Origin of the sequence: Massilia violaceinigra (assembly GCF_002752675.1) — a bacterium.
Lineage (GTDB): Bacteria > Pseudomonadota > Gammaproteobacteria > Burkholderiales > Burkholderiaceae_D > Telluria_A > Telluria_A violaceinigra.
The window spans coordinates 6,353,334-6,376,823 of sequence record NZ_CP024608.1 but is presented as its reverse complement, the minus strand read 5'-3'; the positions used below and the strand labels follow the sequence as shown (position 1 = coordinate 6,376,823).

Here is a 23,490-nt window from a genome sequence, read left to right as displayed (position 1 = left end):
CGGTGAATTAGTCGATTGAGAGCGGATAAAGGCGCGCGTTGCCGGACAGCAGGCGCGCGGCGCGGATCATCCAGTAGCCGAGGTGGGCGAACTTCATCAGCCACGCCGCGGCGAGCAGGGCCAGTACGCCCCACAGCAGGCCGTGCAGCGGCAGGGCCGGCACGCTGGCGGCGCCGAGCCGGATGCTGGCGAGGCCGACCGCCGCGCCCAGCACCCAGCCGGCCACGGCTTCCGCCAGACTGTGCTGCCCATCGGCGACCAGCAGCACGCCGACCAGGCCGCCGAGGGCGAGGCCGAGCGCGATCCCGGCGCGGCGCCAGCCGGCGGCGCATCCATGCAGGAGCATCCAGAACAGCATCGGAAAGACGGCGCTGGCCCCGGCCGCGTGGCCGCTGAGCGCCTTGAAGCCGAGCGACGGCACACCGCCTCCCCAGGCGAGAAACAAGATCTTGCTGGCGGCGACCAGTCCCAGCCCGCCGCACAGCAGCACGCCCCAGCACAATGCCATGCGCCAGGCGCGCGCAGCCAGCAGCCAGGCGAACAGGGCGGCGCCGAGCGCGATGGCCAGGCGCGGATCGCCAAGGTGCAGCAGGGGCGTGAGCATGTTCATGGCAGTCGCTGGCGCGTCAGCGCGGCCAAGGTGCTGAAAATGATGCGCAGGTCGGTCCAGAACCCGCGTTCGCGCACGTAGCGCACGTTGTAGTCGAGCTTGGCCGGAAGGATGATGTCGAGGTAAGCCCGTTCCGGGTCGGCGCTGCGTCCGAGGATGGCGTTCTCGTCCTTGTAGCAGATCGACGCCCAGTCCGTGATGCCAGGCTTGACCGAGAGCACGATAGCGCGCACCTCAGCCGGATAGCAGGCGACATAGCGCGGCACTTCGGGACGCGGCCCAACCAGGCTCATGCTCCCCAGGACCACATTGATTAGCTGCGGCAATTCGTCGATCTTGTAGCGGCGCAAAAACTTGCCAATGCGGGTAATGCGCGCATCGGCGCCGACGGTGAGCTGGGAGCCGTGTCCGCTGTCGACGCGCATGGTGCGGAATTTGATGATGTCGAACGGCACGCCGAAACGCCCGACGCGTTGTTGACGGAACCAAGCCGGCCCTGGCGAGTCCAATCGAATACAGATGGCGATGACGGCAAACAGCGGGGCCAGCACCACCAGCCCGGCCAGCGCCGCCACGATGTCGAAACGGCGCTTGCTCATGTCAGTAACTCGCGCAGGGTGTCGATGATCCGCTGCTGGTCGGCGTCGCTCATGCGCGTGTACAGGGGCAGCGACAGCATGCAGGCAAAGCTGGCCTCCGCCACGGGGAACTGTTCCGGGCTCAGGCGGCAGCTGTCGCGCCAGAACGGATGGCGGTGCAGTGGAATGAAGTGCACGCTGGTACCGATGCCGCGCTCGGAGAGGCGGGCGATCAGTTCGTCGCGGCCGAACCGGGCGTTAGCTTCCAGCCGCACCACGTACAGGTGCCAGGCGTGGCTGCTGCCCGGGCCGGGCACGCAGGGCAGGCGCAGCGGCAAGCCTTGCAGGCCGATGGCGTAGGCCTGCGCCAGTTCCTGGCGGCGCAGAAGGAAACGGTCGATCTTGCGCAACTGCTCGATGCCCATGGCGGAAGCCAGATCGGTCAGGTTGTACTTGAAGCCGGCGGCCACCACGTCGTAGAACCAGGCCGGGGTGCGCGAGGTGTAGCGGTCGAAGGCGTCCTGGCTGATGCCGTGGATGCGCATCAGCCGTACGCGGCGCGCCAGATTGGCGTCGCGGGTGACCACCATGCCGCCTTCGCCGGTGGTCATGGTCTTGTTGGCGTAGAAGCTGAATACGGTGGCGTCGCTCGCCAGGGTGCCGACCAGCCGGCCCTTGTAGTGCGTCGGGAAGGCGTGCGCGGCGTCTTCCACGACTTTGAGCTGGTAGGTAGCGGCCAGGGCCTGCACGGCGTCCATGTCGCAGGCCAGGCCGGCGTAATGCACGGGAATGATGGCGCGGGTGCGAGGCCCAATGGCGGCCTCGACCGCTGCCAGGTCGAGATTGAGGGTATCCGGGTCGGCGTCGACCAGGACCGGGTGCGCGCCGAGGTAGTGCACGACTTCGGCGGTGGCGGTAAAGGTCAGGGTCGGCACGATGACTTCGTCGCCAGGGCCGATGCCGAGCGCTTCAAGCGCCAGGTGCAGGCCGGCGGTGGCGGAGTTGACCGAAATGGCGTCTACGCCGTCGCCGAGGTAGGCGGCGAAGTCGTGCTCGAACTGGCGCGTGCGCGGACCGGTCGTGACCCAGCCCGAGCGCAGGCACTCGACCACGGCGGCGATTTCCTCGTCGCCGATGTCGGGCAGGGCGAAAGGCAGGAAGGGAGGTGCAATGGGCACGGCCGGGTCCGGCTTGGGTGTCAGGTCTTCAGGCATGATGGGTGCTCCGTGAAGTTGGTGGCCGCGTGCGGGTGCTCCGCGCGCCGATGCGTTGCTTGCCTTGCGCTGCAGCGCCGCAGGTAGATCGTGCAGGAAGGAGGGCACGCGTGGCTGCTGACATGGCACTACCCAGCGTCCTGCGGGTATGGGTGGAGGGTGCACGCAGCTTGTGCAGGCGCATCGCACACAGATGCGGTGGCTGATTGGCGCTGCAGCGCCGGCCCGCATCGGACATGGCAGCGCCGTCTTGTGATCGTCGCTGGGAATGAACGGTAGCCATCATGCGCACGCCTGCAAAAAGCGCCGCCCCAGTACCGGGTAGCTCAGGTTAGCCGTGGCGTAGGCGCGGCCGCGTTGTCCGGCCGCTTCGCGCTCGTACGGGTCGAGCGTGAACAGGGCCAGCAGACCGTGCGCCACGGCGGCGGGGTCCTGCGGCGCAACGGTCAGGCCGCAGCGCGCGTCGGTCACCGGATCGTTGCCCGCCTCGACCGAATGCAGGATGGGCCGGCCAGCCATCATGTAGTCGATCAGTTTGTTGGGCGCGATGCCATACCGGTACAGGCGCTGGCGCTGCCAGCCAATGTAGGCGACGTCGAAGCAGGCCAGCAAGGCCGGCACCTGGTCCTTGGGTACCGGATCGAGAAAATGTATGTTGTACAAGCCGCGTTCGCGCGCCAGTTGCACCAGCCGGGGCTTGTCGGGACCGCCACCGGCCAGTATGAAGGCGATGCGCTGGTCGGCCACCAGGGCGGCGGCGTCGAGCAGGGTGTCGAGGGCATTGGCGACGCCATGCGTGCCGGCATAGCCGACGACGAATTTGCCCTCGTGCCGCAGCGCCGCCAGGACGGTGCCGGCCTGCCCCGAAAGGGCCGGCGGCTCGGCCAGCCATTCGGCCGGGTCGGCGCCGTTGGGCACGATATGCAGTTTATGCGGGGCCATGCCGTGCGCTTCCAGATGATCGCGCACCTTGGGCAGGATCGATACGATGGCGCAGGCGTGGTGGCAAGCATAGTTTTCTGCCGCCTGCAGCAACATGATAAAAGGATGCCAGCGCGAATAGCCGCCCAGTTCGATGGGCGAGAGCGGCCACAGGTCGTGCAGCTCGAACAGCAGGCGCGCGCCGGCCAGCCGGGCAATGCGGTGTGCCGGCCAGATGTCGAGCGGATAGGTACTTGAGGCAATGACGACGTCGGGCGCAAACTCGGCGGCGAGCTGGCGCGCGTGCCGTTGCAGGTGGGCGACGAAGGCAAGCATATTGATCACGCGCGCCGCGCCGTTGCCGCGGTAGGCGGGCGTGGCGATCCAGCGGTAGCCGACGCCGTCGATGGTTTCGTCCAGCCGGGGCTGGCCGTGCAGCTGCGGCGCCTGGGCCCGGATGTGCGACTGGGACGAGGCGATGATGCGCACCGTGTGTCCCAGCCGTACCCATTCGCGCGCCAGGTAGAAGGGGCGGTATTCCATGCCGTGCCGCAGGGAGCCGGCGTAGTGGTTGATGAGGAGAATGTTCATGCTGGAATCTCCCACAGGTGGTGCGCGCTTACCATGTCAGCCCCTCGGCCAGGCGGCGCATGTTGCAGCGCGAGTTTTCGCGCCAGTTGGTTTCCCACTGGACCGGATGGGCCAGCCGGCACATGGTGCGGTAGCGCCCCAGCGCGCCCCGTGGCGCCATCGGGTGGCATAGCTGGGGCGGCGGGCGGTCCGATGACCATGTCGACCTGTTCGAGGAGACCACTGTCATGCGTTTCGCAGGCGATGCCGCAGCGCGCGCAGGGCCTCGACTCAGGCAGGCGCGACGGCATCAGGTAATCGCCGTACAGGCGTCGGACACGTTGGTTCATCGGAGGTGGTAAATCGCGCGGTGGGGAATGAAGCCGAGCACGGTCTTGAACTGGCGCAGCCCGGGCAAGGCGCCGTAGTAGGTGTCGTACATCAGGTAGCGCGCCAGGCCCTGGTCGATCAGCTCGGCTGCAATGTCGCCCACCAGCAAATGCATGATGCCGTCGTTGTTGCGGTAACCCATGAGCTGCTCGAATGCATGGAAATTGCCGTAGTGCCCGACATTGGCGTATGCCACCAGCTTGCCGTCGGAATCGAGCACGCCGTAGTAGGTGAAGTTGCTCAGCTTGTCGTAGCAGCGCTGTTTTGCAAGGTAATGCTGGTCCATGGGACGCCCCTGGCGCGCCTCGACCGAGGTGTTGATGGCGTGGATGGCATCCACATGGTCGTTGCGGTCGATCCGCGCCAGGGTGTAGCCGCGCGAGCGCGCCCGCTTGATGTGGTGGGCGCCCCAGTTCTTGCCTTTGATGCTGTCGACATAGTCGCTGCGCCCCTGGAAACGCTGCAGGTCGATCAGCGCGGCGCCCCAGCTTTTGTGCTGGATGATTTTGTAGCGTGGATGGCGCTTGGTGTAATACCGGTAGGTCGAGCGCACATTGACGGGGGCGATGGCCAGGTCGAAATATAAATGCGCGACAGGAAGCCGCAGCACTTGCCTGACGGTGGCAACGTGATTCGAAACGGTGGAGAGTAGGCTTTTCATAGCAGTCGTCGCGGCTTGAAACCGCCTTTTCTTGTTGGTTGATTTAAGTGCCAGGCGCGTTAAGTCTTGCGCCTCCTGGCCGGAAATGGTTCGGGCTTTTCTTACTGTAGCCAGATGAAGCGGGAGGGTATTTGAAGTTGCGTAAGTCGATACGGCGCAAGCGCGCTTCTTTGTTATTCATCAGGGGTGCTGCAGGTTCTTATTTCGGTGAAGACACGCAGAGCTATCCGGATGCGCCGTGGCGGTCGGCAATGCGCCGATTCCCCGCCGGCGCTTGCAGCTCCTGATAAAGCCTGATCAGTTTTTCCGCCTCGCCCGGCCAGTTATATTTTTCGAGAATCGCGCGCCGGCCATTGCGTCCCATGCGGCGGGCGATGTGCGGATGGCGCACGAAATAATCGATGGCGGCGGCAATGGCGGCCGGATCGAACGGATCGACACACACGCCGCATTGATTACTTTGGATAATTACGTGCCATAGGGGGATGTCGGAGGCGATGACGGGAATGCCAGCCGCCATATATTCGAACATCTTGACGGGCAGGGCCTCAAGGTAATTGGGTTCGGGATGCAGGGTCACCAGGCCGGCGAGGCTGCGCGCCATGAGCGCGCACACGCCGTCGCGGTCCAGGTGGCCCGGACGATTCAGGCGCTGCCAGCCGGGCAGTGCGCTCAGGGCGTTTTCCAGCGTCTCCTCCGAAAAACGTCCGGCCACGGTGATGCGGGCAGGCGATTGCAGCAACTGCGCTGCGTTGACCAGCTCGCCGATGCCGCGCATCGCGGACAGGCCGCCGACGTAGCACACCTCCTGCTGTTTTTCGCCCCACGGGGCATCGGCGTCGAATTCGGCGGGCATCGGGTAATTGTTGACATCGACCGTGTTCGGGTTGATCTGCAAGAACTTATCCCGGATAAACGGCGTTGCGGCAACGATCGCATCGAAACGGCGGCAGGCGTGGCGTTCATAGGCGGCGCATGTGCTGGCGAGCAAGCCCCGCAGGGATGGCGCGAGGTAGGGCTTGCTTAGTATTTGCAGCGGCAAATCTTCATGGGCGTCGAAAATGACGATTTTGCCCTGGCGCTTGAGGCGCAGCCCGATGGGAATCAGTTCCGGATCGTGCAGGTGATAAACGTCGGCATCGATCAGGCGCGCGCGCTGCAAGACGCGGCGCGTGCTGAGCAGCATGCGTCCCAGGCGGCCCGGGTGATGCCCGACGTCGGTGATGTGGACGCCGCTGTCGCGTTCGTCCCCGAGGCCGTCCGCGACGACCAGGGTGACCTTATATCCTTGCCGCGCCAGCGTCCGGCATTGCTTGACGAAGATCCGGGTGTCACGGCGCGGATGGGCCGAGGTCAGATGTGCGATTGAGAGCATGTGTCATTCCATACCGGTAGGATGAATACGCCGCCATGGTGGCGCCGATGAGCATGTCGGTAAAATAATGCGAGGTAATCAGGAGCAGCAGCGTGATGCAGCAAAAGGAAAAACCCAGAATGAATTCGCCGGAGCGCTGGCGTGCGAAATATCCTTTGAAAAACATGGGAATCGCGGGCACGATCAATATGCTCAGCACAAACAGAAATCCGAACAGGCCGGTATCGACCCAGGCCGACAGCACATTGTGCGAATACAGGCCCGGCGAATAACTGGCGTAGTCGCCGAACAGCGGAAACTGCGCGATCGTATTCATCGCATACGCGCTCAGATGATGGCGCTTGTTGGCCGAGGTCGAATGTGATAAATCAAGCAGTTCGAGTACCCGGTTATTGGGCAGCATGGCCAATAGTTGCTCCAGATTGGAGAACATCACAAGGAACAGGATGATAAAAACGCAGGTCATTAACAACCTCTGGCGCGCGTGATACAGCTCGATGATGGGAATCATGAACAGCATGGCGGCAAATTCGCTGCGCGCCGTATTCATGAACAGGGTCAGCGCGGCCAGGCAATACAGCAACACGCGCAGCGGCAAGGAGCGGGTGTACGCGATGGCCACCGCAAAGGTAAACAAATACGAGCGCGAAAACCCCTGGTACGAGGCCAGGCTCTCCGGGTTCCTGGCCGTGCCGAGCGGCGCCAGGTAGAACGATCCATCGACGGCGTAGGTGAACACGATGGCCGACATGCCCAGCAGGCTGCCCAGCGCCATCTGGCGAAAGCGCCGCCGGCCCGGGTCGCACAGGCGGAAGGCGAAGAACACGTTCAACATGAAGATGATCCCCAGCACATGATTGGTGACGATCAGCGTATTCCCGCCGGCCACGGCATTGACGGCGACAATCAGCGCGAAGTAGGCCAGGTACAGGAAGAAAGCGACATCGCTCTTGCCCAGGTAATCGCAGTCGCGCCGGACCTTGGCCGCGTAAAAGAAAAACAGCATGGGCAAGAGCAGCAGCGATACCGACGCGAAATAGCCGCCCAGTACGGCCGGAATCTTTCCCAGCCCCAGTGCCGTGTGATAAAAGAAGAAGCCGGGAAACAACGCAAAGAAGGCCAGCATGCCGGCCCACTGCTCGTGTCCCGTGGTGCGCGCGATCGGTTTCATAGGGCCGCCATGCGGTTTTGCGAGCACTGGTACGACATGTGCAAGTAGACAAAATAGAGCAGGGAGTAGCCGACCGCATACCACAGCACGCTTTGCTGCAAGGTGCCGGGCGTGGCGAATACCGACACCGTCATCACGAACAGCGCCACCTGCCACAGCAGGTCGATCTTCTGCTTGCCGGCGACAAAGAACACATAGCTCAGCGGGCTGGCGATGAAATTGAGGAAGTACAGCGGCGCCAGGATTTGCGCCAGCTCGCCGGCGGCGCGCCAGTTTTCTCCGAACACGAAAGCGAACAGTTGCGGCGAGAACAGCAGCAGTACCAGCGAGGGGCCGATGCCCAGCAGCACGAGGGCCTTGAAGGTGTAACGGTAGGCATCGCGGCAATTGCCCTGGGTCTGGAAGTCATGCACCGACTGGCGCTTGAACACTTCCAGCACGGATGAGGCCAGCAGCGCAATCGGCGCGCCCAGCACGCGCTGGGTGAGGGCGAACAGGCCGGCCGCCAGGGCGCCGTGGCGCGCGCCGATCATCAGCAGCGGCAATTGTCCGACGATCACGTTGAGCAGGTTCGAGGGCAGCGAGAAGCGCCAGAACTTGTCGTGGCGGCGCAGGTAGCGGCGCTGCCCATCGTCCAGGCGCCAGCCCGGCCATGCCTGGGGCGGCGCCAGCAGCAGGATGGCGGCCAGCAAGCCCGCCGCCAGCCCGATCAGCTGGCCGGCGATCAGGGCCACGCCGCCCACGCCCACCGCCAGCAGGCCCACCTGCGCCAGGGCGATCCCGCCCGCGCTCCAGATGCGCGCACGCGCGGCCTTGCCGAAGGCATTGCGCGAGGTGGCGTAGGCCAACGTGGTCTGCATGTAGGCCGTCATCCAGGTGGCCAGGCCGAGGGTCAGTAGCGCCGGCCACGACAGGTGTGCGGCGATGGGCAGCTCCAGCAGGCGCGCCAGTACCGCGCACGCGCTCATCAGGATGGCGGTGAGGCTGGCGCTGTAGGCCACCACCGAAAAACAGGTGCGCTGCGCCTCGCTTTCGTGGTCGAGGATCATCGCCGCTTCCAGCCGCAGCGTGGCGCCGATGGCCGCCACCGCCACCACGCCCAGCCAGACGCTGAACGCGCCCACGTCGGCCGGCGTGCACAGGCGGGTGATGAGGGGCGCCGCCAGCAGCGGCAGGGCCTGGGCCCCGAGCGCGCCGCCGAGCACGGTCATCACATTGCGCCAGTAGGCCGGTAGCCGCGCTGTCATGGCCGTGTCCACGTCAATCCTGCCGGCACGATGCCGCGCCGCTGCCCGTGGCGCGCAGCAGCGCCGCGCACACCTGGCCGATGCTGTCGTCGTCGAGGTAGGGACCCATCGGCAGGCTGAGCACCCTGGCGGCCATGGCTTGCGCGACTGGCGCGCTGTCCGGGGCGCTCCAGCGCGCATAGGCCGGCTGCAGATGCATGGGCACGGGATAATGCACGGCGGTCGGAATGCCGGCCTCGTGCAGTGCGGCGCGCACCCGGTCGCGCTCGTCCACCACCACCGTGTACTGGGCAAACACGCTGCTGCGGTCGCGCGGACGCGCCACCTTGCCGATTTTTCCCGACAGCAGGGCATCGTAGCTGGCGGCGGCGCGCGCGCGTTGCTTCAGTTCCCAGTCGAAATTGTCGAGCTTGGCCAGCACGATGGCGCATTGCAAGGTATCCATGCGTCCGCCCACGCCGATGCGCGTATGCACGTAGCGCTGCGACTGTCCGTGGACGCGGATTTCGCGCATGGCCGTGGCCAGCCCGGCATCGCTGGTGAAGATGGCGCCGCCGTCGCCGTAGCAGCCGAGCGGCTTGCTGGGGAAAAAGCTGGTGCAGCCGATGGCCGACAGATTGCAGCTGCGCTTGCCGCCGTAGGTGGCGCCGAAGCTCTGGGCCGCGTCTTCGATCACGCTCAAGCCATGGCGGTACGCAATCGCATTGATCGCTTCCATGTCGGCCGGCTGGCCGTACAGCGATACCGGCATGATGGCGCGCGTGCGCTGCGTGATGTTTTCTTCGATCAGGGTAGGATCGATATTGCAGGTGGCCGGATCGATGTCCACGAACACCGGCGTGGCCCCCAGCAGCACGATGGCTTCGGCCGTGGCGATGAAGGAAAACGGCGTGGTGATGACTTCGTCGCCGGCTTTGACGCCGAGCGCCATCAGCGAAATGAGCAGCGCTTCGGTGCCCGACGACACCGTGATGCAGTGCCTGGCTCCGGTAAACGCGGCCAGGCGCGCTTCGAGCTCGTCCACTTCCGGTCCCATGATGTACTGGCCGTGGTCGAGCACGGCCTGGATGCGGGCATTGATGTTTTCGCGTCCAGCCTGGTATTGCGCTTTGAGGTCGATAAATTCCATGATGGTCGGTCCGTTCGCTGGCAGGTCAATCGATCAATAAAGAGGCGCGCTCGCCGGCCAGGGTGCACACCCCGCCGCGCACCCGGTAGCGTTCGCCCGTATGGGGGCAGGTGGCCTCGCCGTCCTGTCCCATGGGCAGGGCCAGGCGCTCGCCATGGCGCCCGATCCAGCCGCTCTGGCGCGCCGGCACGCCCACCATCAGCGCGAAATCGGGCACGTCGCGCGTGACCACGGCCCCGGCGCCGATGAATGCATAGCGCCCGATGGTGACGCCGCACACGATGGTGGCGTTGGCGCCGATGCTGGCCCCGCGCCGCACCAGGGTGCGCCGGTAGGCATCCTTGCGCACGATGGCCGCGCGCGGATTCCAGACGTTGGTAAACACCATGCTGGGGCCGCAGAACACCTCGTCCTCGATGGTTACGGCGTCGTACACCGACACATTGTTCTGGATCCTGACCCGGTCGCCGATCAGCACGTCGTTACCGACGAACACGTTCTGCCCCAGCGAGCAGCCCGCGCCGATGCGCGCGCCGCCGCACACGTGGGAGAAGTGCCAGACTCGGGTGCCCGCGCCCAGGGTGGCGCCGGGGTCGACGATGGCGCTCGCTTCAATGATGGCCTGGTCCATGTTCAGTACTCCAGCGGCAAGGCCACGCGCTTGCCGTCGCGCGCCGACTTGTAGGCGGCAATAAGCACTTCGAGCGACTTGAGTCCCTCGCGGCCATCGGTTTCCGGCTCGGCTTCGCCGCGCAGCACCTTGATCACATTGTCGTAATACAGCGGATGGCCGAAGCCGTAGACCGAGGTGGTCTGGTAGCTGGCGTCGTGCACCCGCGCATCGTCCTCGTCCGGTTCGGCGAACTCCCATTGCTGCACCTCATTGACCGCCACGCCGCCGATGCGCACCGTGCCGCGTTCGCCCAGGATGGTGATCGAGCCTTCCAGGTTGCGCGGATAAGTCAGCATGGTCACGTTCATCGACCCCAGCGCGCCGTTGCGCCAGCGCAGGCTGATGACGCCGGTGTCCTCGACCTCGATATCGCGCGCCAGGGTCGCCGTGTAGGCTTGCAGGCTCTCGACCGGGCCGACGATCCAGTCGATCAGGTCGACGTAGTGGCTGGCCTGGTTCATGAAGGCGCCGCCATCGTATTCCCAGGTGCCGCGCCATTTGGCGCTGTTGTAATAGTCGTCCGGGCGGGTCCAGAACACGTTCAGGTTGACCATGTAGATGCGCCCGAAACGCCTTTTATCGACCGCACTTTTGAGCAGCTGCAAGGTGGCGTTGCGCCGGTTCTGCTTGACCACGAACATGCGCACACCCGCCGCGTCGCAGGCGGCCACCATGCGCTTGCCGTCTTCCCAGCGCGTGGCCATGGGTTTTTCGGTGATCACGTGGCGCCCGCTGGCGGCGATTTGCACCGCCTGCTCCGGATGCAGGCCGGACGGGGTGCAGATGATGAAGGCGTCGGCATTGCACTTGGCCAGCATCTCGCCCAGGCCGCGGTAGGGCCGCGCGCCGGTGCGCTTGCTGGCCGCGGCCAGCGCCACCGGGTCGATGTCGCACACGCCGGTCAGCTCGCAACGGTCCTGGTGCTGGACGATGGCATTGAAATGGTTGTGGGCAATACGGCCGCAACCGACCAGCGCAAAGCGGATGCGGCGGTCGAGAACGGGGGGCGGGAAATAGTGCATGATCACTCTCCAAATCGAAGGTTCAAGCCTTGACGACATTCGGCAGCCGGTCCAGGTAGACCCCGCGCGTGTCGATGATCAAGGCGGCGTGCTGCTGTATCAGCGCGTAATCGAAGGCGCTGTGGCTGGTGGCCAAGAGCAGCACGTCGTAGGACGCGATCGACGCTGGCGTCAGAGGCACGCTGGCGAGGTCGAAATGGTGTTCTCGCATGGGCGGAAACACCGGCACGTGCGGATCGGAATAGTCGACCAGGGCACCCTTGGCGCGCAGGATTTCCATCAGCTCGACTGACGGCGATTCGCGCATGTCCTCGACGTTTTTCTTGTAGGCGATGCCAAGCACCAGCACGCGGCTGCCGCGGATCGAGCGCGACCGCTCGTTGAGCGCGTCGGCCAGCTTGCCGATGACCCAATGCGGCATGTCGCTGTTGATTTCGCCGGCCAGTTCGATGAAACGGGTGTGCAGGCCGTACTGGCGCGCCTTCCAGGTCAGGTAAAAGGGGTCGATCGGAATGCAGTGCCCGCCCAGGCCGGGCCCCGGATAGTAGGGCGTGAAGCCGAACGGCTTGGTGGCGGCGGCGCGGATCACCTCGTGGATATCGATATCCATCTTGTCGGCGATAATCTTCATTTCATTGACCAGGCCGATGTTGACGGCGCGGTGGATGTTTTCGAGCAGCTTGGTCAGTTCGGCGGCGCGGGTGGAACTGACCGGCACCACCTGGTCGATTGCCGGGCTGTAGAGCGCGATGCCGGCGCGCAGGCAGTCCGGCGTGTCGCCGCCGCAGACCTTGGGAATGGTGCGCGTTTCGTAATCGGGGTTGCCGGGGTCTTCGCGCTCCGGCGAAAACACCAGGAAGATGTCGTCGCCGACGGTCAGGCCGCGTGAAGCGATGCGCGGGCGCAGTTCCTCGTCGGTGGTGCCGGGGTAGGTGGTGCTTTCGAGCGAAACCACCTGGCCGGCGTGCAAGTGGGGCAGCAGGGCGTCGGCCGTGGCCAGCACGAACGACAGGTCCGGTTCGCGGTAGGCGTTGAGCGGGGTCGGTACGCAGATGATCAGGGCGTCGGCCTCGGCCGCGCGCGCAAAGTCGCTGGTGGCCTCGAAGCCGGCCGCCAGCGCCGCCCCGATGGCGGTAGCGGAAATATGCTCGATGTAGCTGGCGCCGGCGTTCAGGCGCGCCACCTTGGCCGGATCGATATCGATGCCGAGCACCCGGAAGCCGGCCTGGGCATAGCGCAGGCTGAGCGGCAAGCCCACATAGCCCAGCCCGATAATGCCGATGACAGCGCTGCGTTGATCGAGTTTCTCGATTAACTGCACTAAATGGCGGCTTGCATGTTGGTCGCGCATGGATATTATCTCCGTACTGAAAATTGGGTAAATCCGGATCAGGCGCCGGAAAGCGTTACGGGCCGATCTTGGTTATGCCGGACCTTATTTATTCGATGCGGTCGGGCGAGAAACTGCGTAATAGTGCGGGCCGGTTTTTATCGGGCGGGGCCACCGCCGCCGGTGAACGCTGGACTGGCGCGCCATGCGGCTGCGGCGTATATTCGGACACAATTGCCTTGACCATCGATTCGATCATGCCGCGATCGTGGGTATTACAAGCCAGCATCAGGCAGGTAATATAAGTGTCGAGCACGCCGGGATCGAGCGCGTGTTCTTTCATGCGCATGATGCGCGGATGGTCGCTGGGAAAAACCTTTCCCTCCGTAAGCAATTCCTCGTACAGTTTTTCGCCGGGAAACAGGCCCACGAACTTGAGGCCGATGTCGCCTTCGGGGTTCTGCGCCGTCTTTTCGGTCAGTCCCGACATCATGATCATGCTGCGCGCCAGATCGACGATGCGGACCGGCTCGCCCATATCGAGCACGAACACGTCGCCGCCCTCGGCCATGGCGCCGGCCTGGATCACCAGTTGCGCCGCCTCGGCGATCAGCATGAAATAGCGCGACACGTCCGGATGGGTAATCGTCAGCGGTCCGCCATGCGCCAACTGGCGCTGGAACAGGGGAATCACCGAGCCCGACGAGCCTAGAACGTTGCCAAAACGCACCATGCAAAAGGTGGTGTCCGTCCCGTGGGTGGTGGCGGCCGCCTGGAAGATCAGTTCGGCGATACGCTTGCTCGCCCCCATGATGTTGGTCGGGCGCACCGCCTTGTCGCTGGAAATGAGCACGCAGGTGCGCACCTTGAACTTGGCGGCGGCGGCCGCGATCACTTGTGAACCGAGCACGTTGTTGCGCAGGCCGGCGACGATGTTGCTTTCGACCAGGGGTACATGCTTGTAGGCGGCGGCGTGGTAGATGGTGTCGATGGTGTTTTCCTGCAGGATGCGCTCGACCAGGCGCGCGCTGCATACCGAGCCCAGGTGCGCGCTGATGCGCATCTCCGGATGCCGGCCCAGCAATTCCTGGCGGATGGTGTACAGCGCGAATTCGGAATGGTCGACCAGATGCAGGTGGGCCGGGGCCAGGGTGACGATCTGGCGGCACAGCTCGCTTCCGATGGAGCCGCCGGCGCCGGTCACCAGCACGCGCTTGCCGCGCACGCAGCGGTCGACCAGGTCGGTGCGCGGCGGCACCGGTTTGCGGCCCAGCAAGTCCTCGAACTTGAGGTCGCGCACCGCTTGCAGGGGCGTGGCGCCGTCGGCCAGGTCGAGCAGGCGGCACAGGATGCGCGTGTTCACGCCGGCCAGCGCCAGGCGCTCCATGATGTCGCGCAGGCGCTGGGGCGATACCGAGGGCAGGGCGATGATCACCGAACGCACGCCCAGGCTGCGCACCGCGTCCGCCAGGCGTTCCGTATGGAACACGCGCAGGCCGGCGATGGTGCGCTCGTTGAATGCGCGCTTGTCGTCGAAAAAGCATACGGGGCGGTATTGATTGCTGGTACGCATTGTCAGCGCCAGCTGTGCGCCCGGCTCGCCGGCGCCGTAGATGGCCACCGCGTGGTCGGCCGCGGGCGCGTCGTTCATCTGCTTGCGCAGGAAATTGCGCACCGTCATGCGCGAGGTGAGCACGTAGGAAAACGCGATAAACCAGTAAATGACCAGCGCACTGCGCGGGAACGTGTCGTAGTTGATGCCGACCATGATCAGGTACACCGACAGCGTCGCCAGCGCCAGGGTGAAGCCGGTCACGGCCAGCATGCGCTGGTCGATAAAGCGGATGACGGCGCGGTACAGGTCCGACAGCGAAAATGCGCCGACCGTCAGCAGCGGCACCAGCAGATAGGCGGCCGGGTACTGCAGCGCCGATGCGGTGTCGCCCAGCCGCAGCAGCATGGCCACCAGAAAGCACGCCGGCAGGGCGAGCAGATCGACCATGACCATCAGCGCGATTTTGGCAGTCCGGTTCATGGTGACCAATCCGGTACAGAATTGGCTAAGCGGATTTGTAATGGGGGTCTGCATGGCGGGATTGAAGAATGAAATAGCTTGGGTTTAGATGGCGAATATCATGAAATACTGGTGCTGCGTATTCACGTATTCACGTCTTTATAATCAGCGTCACGCGGCGGCTTAGAGCACTTTCCACGTGTTAGTTTATTATCCTGCCGGCTTGATGTGGTTGATTTGATAATCGTCAACGGCTGACTTAGCGTAAAAATTGCTAACCGGATTTGATTGGTATTTAGAATCAGTTGCAATTGGAAATATTATTAATGGCGGCTTGGAGGGGGAAGTGAAGGATTATCCGACGACCTGTGGGAAAGCGCGCGAGAATGAGCGGCATAAGGCAATCGGACTCGGCCGAGATGCCTATCGTGAAAACCGCTAAGTTTGATATAGATCGTGTCCGCGAACGTTAGCGGGAGCGTTTTGGCGGGCGCGCGGTCTATTTATATGTGACCGCGCGCGCACGTCTGGGGGGCGCGTTGGCAAACTCATCCACGGAGGAGGACATGAGCAAGATCATCGGTATCGATCTCGGCACCACCAACTCCTGCGTCGCCGTGATGGAAGGCGGCCAGGCCCGGGTGATCGAGAACGCGGAGGGCGCGCGCACCACGCCCTCGGTGGTGGCCTACCAGGACCATGGCGAAATTCTGGTGGGGGCGCCGGCCAGGCGCCAGGCGGTGACCAATCCGCAAAATACGCTGTTCGCCGTCAAGCGCCTGATCGGGCGCAAGTTCGACGAGGCGGAAGTGCAGAAAGACATCCATCTGATGCCTTTCAAGATCGTGCGCGCCGATAATGGCGACGCCTGGGTCGAAGTGCGCGGCAAGCGCCTGGCGCCCCAGCAGGTGTCGGCCGAGGTGCTGCGCAAGATGAAAAAGACGGCCGAGGATTATCTGGGCGGGCCCGTCGGCGACGCCGTCATCACGGTGCCCGCCTATTTCAATGACGCCCAGCGCCAGGCCACGAAAGATGCCGGCCGCATCGCCGGCCTGGAAGTGCGCCGCATCATCAACGAACCGACCGCCGCCGCGCTCGCCTTCGGCCTCGACAAGGCCGCGCGCGGCGACCGCAAGGTGGCCGTGTACGACCTGGGCGGCGGCACCTTCGACATCTCCATCATCGAGATCGCCGAGCTGGAAGGCGACAAGCAGTTCGAGGTGCTGTCCACCAATGGCGACACCTTCCTCGGCGGCGAAGATTTCGACCAGCGCGTGATCGACCACATCATCGCCGAATTCAAGAAGCACAGCGGCATCGACCTGGGGCGCGACCCGATTGCATTGCAGCGCATTAAGAGCGCGGCCGAGCGCGCCAAGATCGAACTGTCCTCGACCCAGCAGACCGACATCAACGAGCCCTACATTGCCATGTCCAGCGGCGCCCCGGCCCACCTCAACCTGCGTCTGTCGCGTGCGACCCTGGAAGCCCTGGTCGACGAGCTGATCGACCGCACCATCGCGCCGTGCCGGCTTGCGCTCAAGGATGCCAACCTGGCCAGGGAGCAGATCGGCGACGTCATCCTGGTAGGCGGCATGACGCGCATGCCCAAGGTGCAGGAAAAGGTGCGCGAATTTTTCGGGCGCGACGCCCGCAAGGATGTCAATCCCGACGAGGCGGTGGCGGTAGGCGCGGCCATCCAGGGCGCGGTGCTCTCCGGCGAGCGCTCCGACGTGCTGCTGATGGACGTGACTCCGCTCTCGCTCGGCATTGAAACCCTGGGTGGGGTGATGACCAAAATGATCCCCCGCAACACCACCATTCCCACCAAATTCAGCCAGGTGTTCTCGACCGCCGACGACAACCAGCCGGCCGTGACGGTCAAGGTCTACCAGGGCGAACGCGAAATTGTCGCGGGCAACAAGTTGCTGGGCGAATTCAATCTGGTCGGCATTGCGCCGGCGCCGCGCGGCATGCCGCAGATCGAGGTCAGCTTCGATATCGACGCCAACGGCATCCTGCACGTCAGCGCGGTGGACAAGGCTACCGGCAAGGCCAACCAGGTCACCATCAAGGCCAATTCGGGGCTGAGCGAAGCCGAGATCCAGAAAATGGTGCAGGACGCGCTGGCCCACGCCGACGAAGACCGCCGCGCGCGCGAACTGGCCGACGCCCGCAACCGTGGCGATGCGCTGGTCCATGCAACCCGCAAGCAACTCGACGAGCATGGCGCGGGCCTGGACGCCCCGGTGCGCGAGCGCATCCAGGCAGCCATCGACCGCCTCGACGCCGCCTTGCTTACCGGCAGCAAGGACGAGATAGACACACGCATCGCAGCCTTCTCCACCGCGGCGCAGGGCATTGGCGAAAAACTGTACCAGCAGCAAGGCGACGGGGCGGGGCAGGGACAGCAGGGCGGTGCGCAGGCCGGTTCCGGGCAGGCGGGCGCGGGCCGGGGCGACGACGTGGTCGATGCCGATTTCCGGGAGGTGGGTGGGAGCTGAAGACGATGAGGAAGGGCTGGGCGCTAACGTCCCATCATTTGATACGCTTGGTGTCCGGCGGCGGCAGAGTCAATACGATGGGAGCTACCGCACCGCGAAGGAGCCCGCCATGGCCGAGCCCGTCGTTATCACGCTCGGCCAGGTCGAGCAGCTCGCCCCGCGCGCGCTCCCCGTCTACCGCACCGCCTTCAGCATGGAGCAACATTTCCTGGTTCATTTCGGCATCGCCGCGTCAGCATTGCGGGTAAGCCATTTCATGGCGCAGGTGCTGCATGAAACCGTCGCCCTCGCGCGTGCGGTGGAAAACCTGCGCTACAGCGCGCAGCGTTTGCCCAAGGTATGGCCGCAGCGTTTCTTGCCGCGTGGGCCGCTGGATCCGGCCTTGTACGCCAACGATGAAGTCCGGCTCGCCAACGCGGTGTACGGCGGCCGTTTGGGTAACGACCTTCCCGGCGACGGCTACCTGTACCGCGGTCGCGGATTGTTGCAGCTGACTGGAAAGGACAGCTATGCACAGGCGACGGCGACGTTGAGAACGGGCTATCCGTCGGCCCCGGATTTTGTTGCCGACCCCGACGCGGTGCTGTCGGCCCGCTGGTGCCTGGGCGCGGCGGCTGCCATCTGGGTCGCGAAAGGCTGCAACGAGGCGGCGGATGACGACGATGTCGTGGAGATAACGAGGCGCATCAACGGCGGCACGGCGGGACTGGCCGAGCGCCGCCGCTGGCTGGCGCGTACGCGGGCAGTGTGGCGGGGCTAAGAGCGCCTAACAAAACCTCTCGACGTACCTCCAACAGATGAGTGAGCAGGCTAGCGAACGAAAGGCCTGGTGGATGTCGGCTCGCCGTTCATAACGGATGCGCAGTCTGCGAAAAACGGTGTAGCCGCCCGAGGGTGCGTTCAACAACCCAACGCCATCGGCCAAGCCCTTCGCGTGACTCGACGCCGTAGCGTGCGATCCGTGCTGAGATTCCTCGCCGGCGCAGCCAGGCCCGATGTGCTCTTGAAGCGTAGGCTCGATCAGCATGTAGCTGACTTGGACGTTTGCGCGCGCGGCCGGATAGCCCTTTAACAGCCGGAATCGATTCCAGGAGAGGGATGAGCATGCGCGAATCATGGACCTGCGCCCCTGTGATTTGGGCTACCAGCGGCAGTCCACGCTGATCTACCAGTAAATGGTGTTTGCAGCCGAGCTTGCCGCGATCAGTCGGGTTTCGGGCAGTATGTTCGCCACCAGCCGGTGCCGGCACGCTGGCTGCGTCAATGCAGGCTCGATCCCACATCTGGTCATACTCTCGGAGCCGCCGCAGGAGCGCCTCGTGGACGCTCTGCCAAACACCTGCTCGCATCCATTCGTGAAGGCGACGTCTGTCTGGGAATACGGCCGTCATCTTAGCGCGGACCGCGGGCACGTATGACAGTTTCCGCCCCAAAGCAGTCCTATTGCTCGGGCGGCTTTTACTTGGCCGGACGATGCCCAGATAAGCAAACCACCCCGTTATAATCAAAGTATGAAACGACTTGTCGATCTCCTGAAAAGCCTGTGGGGCGTCAGCCAGCCAGCATCCCCGCCTGTGTCAGTAAACCCACTGGACTACGAGCAGCTAGTAACTTTGGACGCGGAAAGTTTGGCGGAGCAGGGTATCCTGACCTCTTATAGTGAGTTGTTGCCCCGGCTTAAGGAGTATTCTGCGGCACCACTTAAAGTCACTGAGGTCCAAAGCAACGATGGTCTTGGGTACACCGTTGAAGCCGGTGGCAGGCAATTTGTAATCTGGGAGGTGCTGGAGAGCGGTAAGCAGAACAACGATGGCTGGGAGCGTGCCACGGTTGCCTTTTTCCAGATCGTGAATGCAAGTCTCGAGGCTTCTACTTACCATTTTTACGCAATCAATGGCGGCAACGATCTTTTCGGGATGTTCCTGACCGAACAGGAATTCATTGCTGCTAGGCAAGCTATTGCAAGGCGCTCGGACTGGCCTTGGTTGCCGGATGACAGGTTGCCGCACTACGGTTTTCCTGTCGAAGATGCGTAAGCGGGCGCTGGCCCACGACCGTCCTCTATTGGCCGATTCCTGCCAATTGTACTTGACGCTTGCGCTGCGGTGACAGCCTCGGCCGATACCGCCCTGAACAGAAATTCACCTTTCAATCGTCAAGCTGGAATAGCTCAAGCTAAGCGAGATATGTAGGGATTCGGTCGGCGCCCAATCAGAGATATTTCGCCCACATCGCGTTTGAGAATTTTCCATCAGGGTCCACCGTCCGCTTCAAGCGTCGGAGCGCTTCAATTTCGGGATATGCGAGTGCAAATTGGGCTCTCGTAGCGTGCAACTGATAGGGGAGATAGTACCGTCCGCCATAGCGCAATGCCATCTCGATCATTGCCCGCGTCCACTCACCCACGGCGGCACATGTAGCTGCATTGGTCTTTTGCTTGTAGTACACCACGAACGAAAATACTTCCTCTTTAGCCCATGGCAGAAGTGGAACTGGATCAGGGTTTGCGTGTCGCACAGATACGCTCAACACTTGCGCACGATGCTGAAGGATCAGCGCTGCCATTGCTCGGGTAAAGGACTCGAAATGAACTACTGGGATAAAGTATTCCTGCAGGGCATAAGTGGAAATTGCGCGGGATGGTGGCTCTAGTTCGCGCACGTCCAGGCTGGCCTCGTGGTTACGCCACTTTACCGTGCCTTGCGAGCGAAACAGAGGATGCAATACGTGTCGGACCAAGAGATCACCACCCGGCACCTCGGTGGCCACTTGTAGCGCGCTTTGGCTAAGCCGATAGGACAGGCCGCGTGGGACCAGGCGCGCCGATTCGGTCAGCGCTTTGCCGGTGCGGCGCCACGAGACGGCTACTGGTTGATCGAAACGAGGCGGTAGAAGGTCTGCGTTATGCATAATGACATCGGCCGCATCGCGCACGTGACGGGTGAAGTACGCACGATAGGTTGCCAGCTTGAGCGGCACAACCAGGCGTTCGATACGGCAGTTCTCCGTCAACTCAAGTTCAATCTCAGTGATGACGCCGACAGCGCCATATCCGCCGATAGCGGCGCGAAATAGTTCGATGTTTTCATTGGCACTCGCGTCGATGATCGAACCATCGGCCAGCACAAGGCGCAGCGATCGCACCGTGCTCCCTACCGGACCGGTATCAGTGTATCGCCCATGCGCATTGACGGAGACGGCGCCGCCAATCGTGAAGTTCGAAAAGCTTTGCATGCTTTTCACCGCCAGTCCAGCGGGATCGAGTGTGTCTTGCAGGTCGCGCCAGGTCATGCCTGCCTGTACCCGCGCCGTGCGCGCTGTCGGGTCAAAGTGCAGTAACCGATTCATCCGCCGCATGTCGAGGTGCAACCCAAGGGCGACAGCAGTCTGGCCGCCCATGCTGTATCGTCCCCCGCCGACTGCCACTTTTCCTGTCCATCCCAAGACTTCACGCGCCACTTCTTCGGTAGACAACGGGACGACGATGCGGGCTACTTCGACGGGGTACAGCTGGCTGACATTGGAGATCCGGAACGTAGGACGGGCCAGCACCGAAACGTGGCAGAGTGAGAGCAGCCCCGCAGACCCTAATGCCTGGGCTAGGAAAGTGCGGCGAGTCGTCGACATAAACATTGGGCGTAGCAAGCAGGATGCGCTGTTTACCGGCGCCGCGCATGCTTGCAATGTGGTGAAGGAGGCCACTCTAGCACCGAATCGTTACCCGGCCGCTCAGCGCATTGTCCTCATGTTTCAAGTTCGAGAAAGTGCTCCATTGGGTAGCGTTGGTTGATACCTGCTCGATAGCGGATTTTTTCCAGGTTCGCATTGGACCAGCGCCCGTTCAAACCGCAGGATTGTCGTCACGGATTGCCCAGCACACATGGCAATGTGCTGGGAAGTTGTGAGCTTCAGTTCACCAAGGTGGCACTCCAATGACTCACCCCGGAAGGATGTTGGCCCTTGTGTGGCGACATGCAGGCTCAGCGTAACGAGTTCAAGTTGTTGGTCTACAATTTCTCGCAGCGATGCCAAGCGATTTTGTTCTTCGGTCACTTATTTTTTTCCTTGTTTGCGCAGCATTGCAAGGGCGGGGCGATTACTCGTCGGGTGTCTTCGAGTCCAACGCGACAATGCTGAGAGAAACACGCCATGTGTTGGGTCATATCATTCCAGTTCCAAGTTGAGATCCGGCTTGGCCTCCAACAGCGCAATGGCAGCTCCTGAGCGAAAGCGGCAGGTCGCAGTGGCTCAATGTACGCCGTTGTTGCTCTCAGGATAAGTGACCGGTTTTGTTAGGCACTCTAAATCGTGGAGATAACGACGCGCATCAACGGCGGCACGGTGGGACTGGCCGAGCGCCGCCGCTCGATGGCGCGTACGCGGGCAGTGTGGCGGGGCTGAAGTGGGGCGGGAGCCGAGTGTGGCTTTCGCCAGCGCGGCGCCGCCGCCCCCGCTGAATGCGGCCTCGGCCCCCCTGTGTCAATATAACTTGAGACACCTACCCGATTAATTTAAAGTACAGCGGTAGGTTCCCAACATGCACAACAGAAAGCAAAAAATCAGCACCCCAGCAACTTCCCATGACAGGAAAGACGTAGCGTCCTCCGAAGTGCAGCGCCCCGATCCGGAGGTAGTCCCGACGGCCAAGCGGCGTGCCTTTTCCGCAGCCGAGAAATTGCGCATTCTGGCCGCCGCCGATGCCTGCGCGGCACCAGGTGACATCGGCGCATTGCTCAGGCGTGAGGGCATCTACTCGTCGCATTTGGCGACATGGCGCAAGCAGCGTCAAGCCGTCGGAGAAGCGGCAGCACTGGAGCGCAAGCGCGGGCCGAAAGCAGATCCCGCCGCCGCGCAAACGCGGCGCGTGCTGGAACTGGAAAAAGAGGTCGAGCGCCTGCGTGCCAAACTGGTCAAGGCGGACCTGATCATCGACGTCCAAAAAAAACTTTCCACTCTGCTGGGACTGAGTACCAGCGACAGACTGAGCGAGCCGAAGTGATCGACGCCGCCAACAACCTGGCTGATCGCGTCGGCGTCGCCGCTGCCTGTCGGGCCTTGCGTTTGCCACGCAGCGCCCTGTATCGGGACCGCGCCGCGCGCCGCGTCTGCACGCTGCCGCTTGCTTGCGTCGCAGCACCCGCGCGGCGGCCACCGCTGGCGCTATCGGAGCTGGAGCGCCGCGTCGTGCTCGACGTGCTCAACAGCCCTCGTTTCGCCAATTGCGCGCCGGCAGCGATCCACGCCCAGTTGCTCGACGAAGGACGCTACGTGGCTTCGGTGCGCACCATGTACCGCTTGCTGCAAGGATGTGCTGCCGTGCGCGAGCGCCGCAACCAGTTGCGTCATCCTGAATACGCCAAACCGGAGCTGCTGGCCGTGGTGCCCAATCAAGTCTGGAGCTGGGATATCACCAAACTGAAGGGCCCGGTCAGAGGAACGTGTTTCCATCTGTATGTCATCCTCGACATCTTCAGCCGCTACGTCGTCGGCTGGATGGTGGCCGAGCAGGAAACCGCCGAACTGGCAGAGCAACTCATTGCCGACACCGCCGCGAAGGAAGACATCATGCCAGGCACGCTGACCTTGCATGCCGACCGGGGCAGCAGCATGCGTTCCAAGCCGGTAGCGACGCTGCTGTCAGACCTGGGCATCGTCAAGTCCCACAGCAGGCCCTACGTCTCCGACGACAATCCGTACTCGGAGGCGCAGTTCAAGACCATGAAGTACCAGCCGGGGTTTCCTGCACGCTTCGGATCGCTGGCCGATGCGCGCGTTCACTGCGCCACGTTCTTTACGTGGTACAACCACCAGCATCGCCATTCCGGCATCGCCATGATGACGCCTGAGAGCGTCCACACGGGCCGCGCGGCCGAAGTGGGCAAACAACGCCAAGCCACTCTGGCGGACGCCTTCCAGCGCACGCCGAATCGTTTCAAGCACCGCATGCCGCAGACGCAAAGACTGCCAACTGCAGCCTGGATCAACCCACCGGCCACTGAGAAAAAGGCCGCCTGAAACCCGAGATTTAGACTCTCACAAGTTCAATATGGTGTTTCAAAATCATTGACACGCTCCGGGCGC

Annotated in this window: 19 protein-coding genes and 1 pseudogene; 4 read left to right on the top strand and 16 right to left on the bottom strand. The window is 63.3% G+C overall.

All coding sequences use genetic code 11. The features are described from left to right. Positions 1 to 7 precede the first annotated feature (7 nt). From CR152_RS27370 to CR152_RS27310, 14 genes are all read right to left on the bottom strand, one after another. Complete coding sequence (locus CR152_RS27370; protein ID WP_157778769.1) at positions 8 to 610, bottom strand: membrane-associated phospholipid phosphatase; 603 nt, start codon at positions 608 to 610, stop codon at positions 8 to 10. Next, a complete protein-coding gene (locus CR152_RS27365) occupies positions 607 to 1,209 on the bottom strand; it encodes a sugar transferase (RefSeq protein ID WP_099880266.1) in 603 nt (200 codons plus the stop codon). The genes CR152_RS27370 and CR152_RS27365 overlap by 4 nt, the downstream gene beginning before the upstream one ends. Beyond that, a complete protein-coding gene (locus CR152_RS27360; protein ID WP_099880264.1) occupies positions 1,206 to 2,402 on the bottom strand; it encodes a DegT/DnrJ/EryC1/StrS family aminotransferase in 1,197 nt (398 codons plus the stop codon). Before CR152_RS27360 ends, CR152_RS27365 begins: the two co-directional genes overlap by 4 nt. Before the next feature lie 282 nt (positions 2,403 to 2,684). Then, complete coding sequence (locus CR152_RS27355; protein ID WP_099880263.1) at positions 2,685 to 3,914, bottom strand: glycosyltransferase family 4 protein; 1,230 nt, start codon at positions 3,912 to 3,914, stop codon at positions 2,685 to 2,687. A gap of 28 nt (positions 3,915 to 3,942) precedes the next feature. Continuing rightward, positions 3,943 to 4,143, bottom strand: a complete 201-nt coding sequence (locus CR152_RS33330) for a hypothetical protein (RefSeq protein ID WP_157778768.1) — start codon at positions 4,141 to 4,143, stop codon at positions 3,943 to 3,945. 96 nt (positions 4,144 to 4,239) lie between these two features. Further along, positions 4,240 to 4,944 carry a hypothetical protein gene (locus CR152_RS27350; protein WP_099880261.1) on the bottom strand — a complete coding sequence of 235 codons (705 nt, stop codon included), beginning with the start codon at positions 4,942 to 4,944 and terminating at the stop codon, positions 4,240 to 4,242. A 223-nt stretch (positions 4,945 to 5,167) separates the two neighbouring features. Continuing rightward, positions 5,168 to 6,319: a glycosyltransferase gene (locus CR152_RS27345; protein ID WP_099880259.1), complete on the bottom strand. Its 1,152-nt coding sequence runs from the start codon at positions 6,317 to 6,319 to the stop codon at positions 5,168 to 5,170. Then, a complete protein-coding gene (locus CR152_RS33325) occupies positions 6,276 to 7,490 on the bottom strand; it encodes an O-antigen ligase family protein (protein WP_157778767.1) in 1,215 nt (404 codons plus the stop codon). The genes CR152_RS27345 and CR152_RS33325 overlap by 44 nt, the downstream gene beginning before the upstream one ends. Beyond that, positions 7,487 to 8,737, bottom strand: coding sequence for a lipopolysaccharide biosynthesis protein (locus tag CR152_RS27335; RefSeq protein ID WP_099882837.1), 1,251 nt, complete (start codon positions 8,735 to 8,737; stop codon positions 7,487 to 7,489). The genes CR152_RS33325 and CR152_RS27335 overlap by 4 nt, the downstream gene beginning before the upstream one ends. Positions 8,738 to 8,750: 13 nt before the next feature. Continuing rightward, on the bottom strand, positions 8,751 to 9,866 hold the full coding sequence (locus tag CR152_RS27330; protein ID WP_099880256.1) for a DegT/DnrJ/EryC1/StrS family aminotransferase: 1,116 nt from the start codon (positions 9,864 to 9,866) through the stop codon (positions 8,751 to 8,753). A gap of 25 nt (positions 9,867 to 9,891) precedes the next feature. Continuing rightward, entirely contained in the window at positions 9,892 to 10,497 is a 606-nt protein-coding gene (locus tag CR152_RS27325; RefSeq protein WP_099880254.1) for an acyltransferase, read from the bottom strand. 2 nt (positions 10,498 to 10,499) lie between these two features. Next, a complete protein-coding gene (locus CR152_RS27320; RefSeq protein WP_099880252.1) occupies positions 10,500 to 11,561 on the bottom strand; it encodes a Gfo/Idh/MocA family protein in 1,062 nt (353 codons plus the stop codon). A gap of 22 nt (positions 11,562 to 11,583) precedes the next feature. Then, entirely contained in the window at positions 11,584 to 12,912 is a 1,329-nt protein-coding gene (locus CR152_RS27315; RefSeq protein ID WP_099880250.1) for a nucleotide sugar dehydrogenase, read from the bottom strand. Between the two features lie 88 nt (positions 12,913 to 13,000). Then, positions 13,001 to 14,926, bottom strand: coding sequence for a polysaccharide biosynthesis protein (locus tag CR152_RS27310; protein ID WP_099880248.1), 1,926 nt, complete (start codon positions 14,924 to 14,926; stop codon positions 13,001 to 13,003). 545 nt (positions 14,927 to 15,471) lie between these two features. On the opposite strand from CR152_RS27310, the gene dnaK reads away from it, so the two are divergent. Together dnaK and CR152_RS27300 are read left to right on the top strand one after the other, a co-directional pair. Next, positions 15,472 to 17,409: a molecular chaperone DnaK gene (dnaK, locus tag CR152_RS27305; RefSeq protein WP_099880247.1), complete on the top strand. Its 1,938-nt coding sequence runs from the start codon at positions 15,472 to 15,474 to the stop codon at positions 17,407 to 17,409. Between the two features lie 109 nt (positions 17,410 to 17,518). Next, entirely contained in the window at positions 17,519 to 18,169 is a 651-nt protein-coding gene (locus CR152_RS27300; protein ID WP_099880245.1) for a glycoside hydrolase family 19 protein, read from the top strand. Positions 18,170 to 18,175: 6 nt separating this feature from the next. Here CR152_RS27300 and CR152_RS27295 read toward each other — a convergent pair. After that, positions 18,176 to 18,776, bottom strand: a pseudogene (locus CR152_RS27295) (IS5 family transposase); the annotation flags it as partial. 144 nt (positions 18,777 to 18,920) lie between these two features. Between CR152_RS27295 and CR152_RS27290 the strand changes: the two are divergent. Continuing rightward, positions 18,921 to 19,445: a hypothetical protein gene (locus tag CR152_RS27290; protein WP_099880242.1), complete on the top strand. Its 525-nt coding sequence runs from the start codon at positions 18,921 to 18,923 to the stop codon at positions 19,443 to 19,445. A 175-nt stretch (positions 19,446 to 19,620) separates the two neighbouring features. Here CR152_RS27290 and CR152_RS27285 read toward each other — a convergent pair whose 3' ends face one another. Continuing rightward, positions 19,621 to 21,036, bottom strand: coding sequence for an FAD-binding oxidoreductase (locus CR152_RS27285; RefSeq protein WP_099882835.1), 1,416 nt, complete (start codon positions 21,034 to 21,036; stop codon positions 19,621 to 19,623). 982 nt (positions 21,037 to 22,018) lie between these two features. Between CR152_RS27285 and CR152_RS27280 the strand changes: the two genes are divergently transcribed. Beyond that, positions 22,019 to 23,424, top strand: a protein-coding gene (locus tag CR152_RS27280) for an IS3 family transposase (RefSeq protein ID WP_370663850.1) whose coding sequence is annotated in 2 segments (ribosomal slippage) — positions 22,019 to 22,390 and positions 22,393 to 23,424 — 1,404 coding nt in all. Because the reading frame shifts where the segments join, the coding sequence is not laid out codon by codon here. Positions 23,425 to 23,490: the final 66 nt, after the last annotated feature.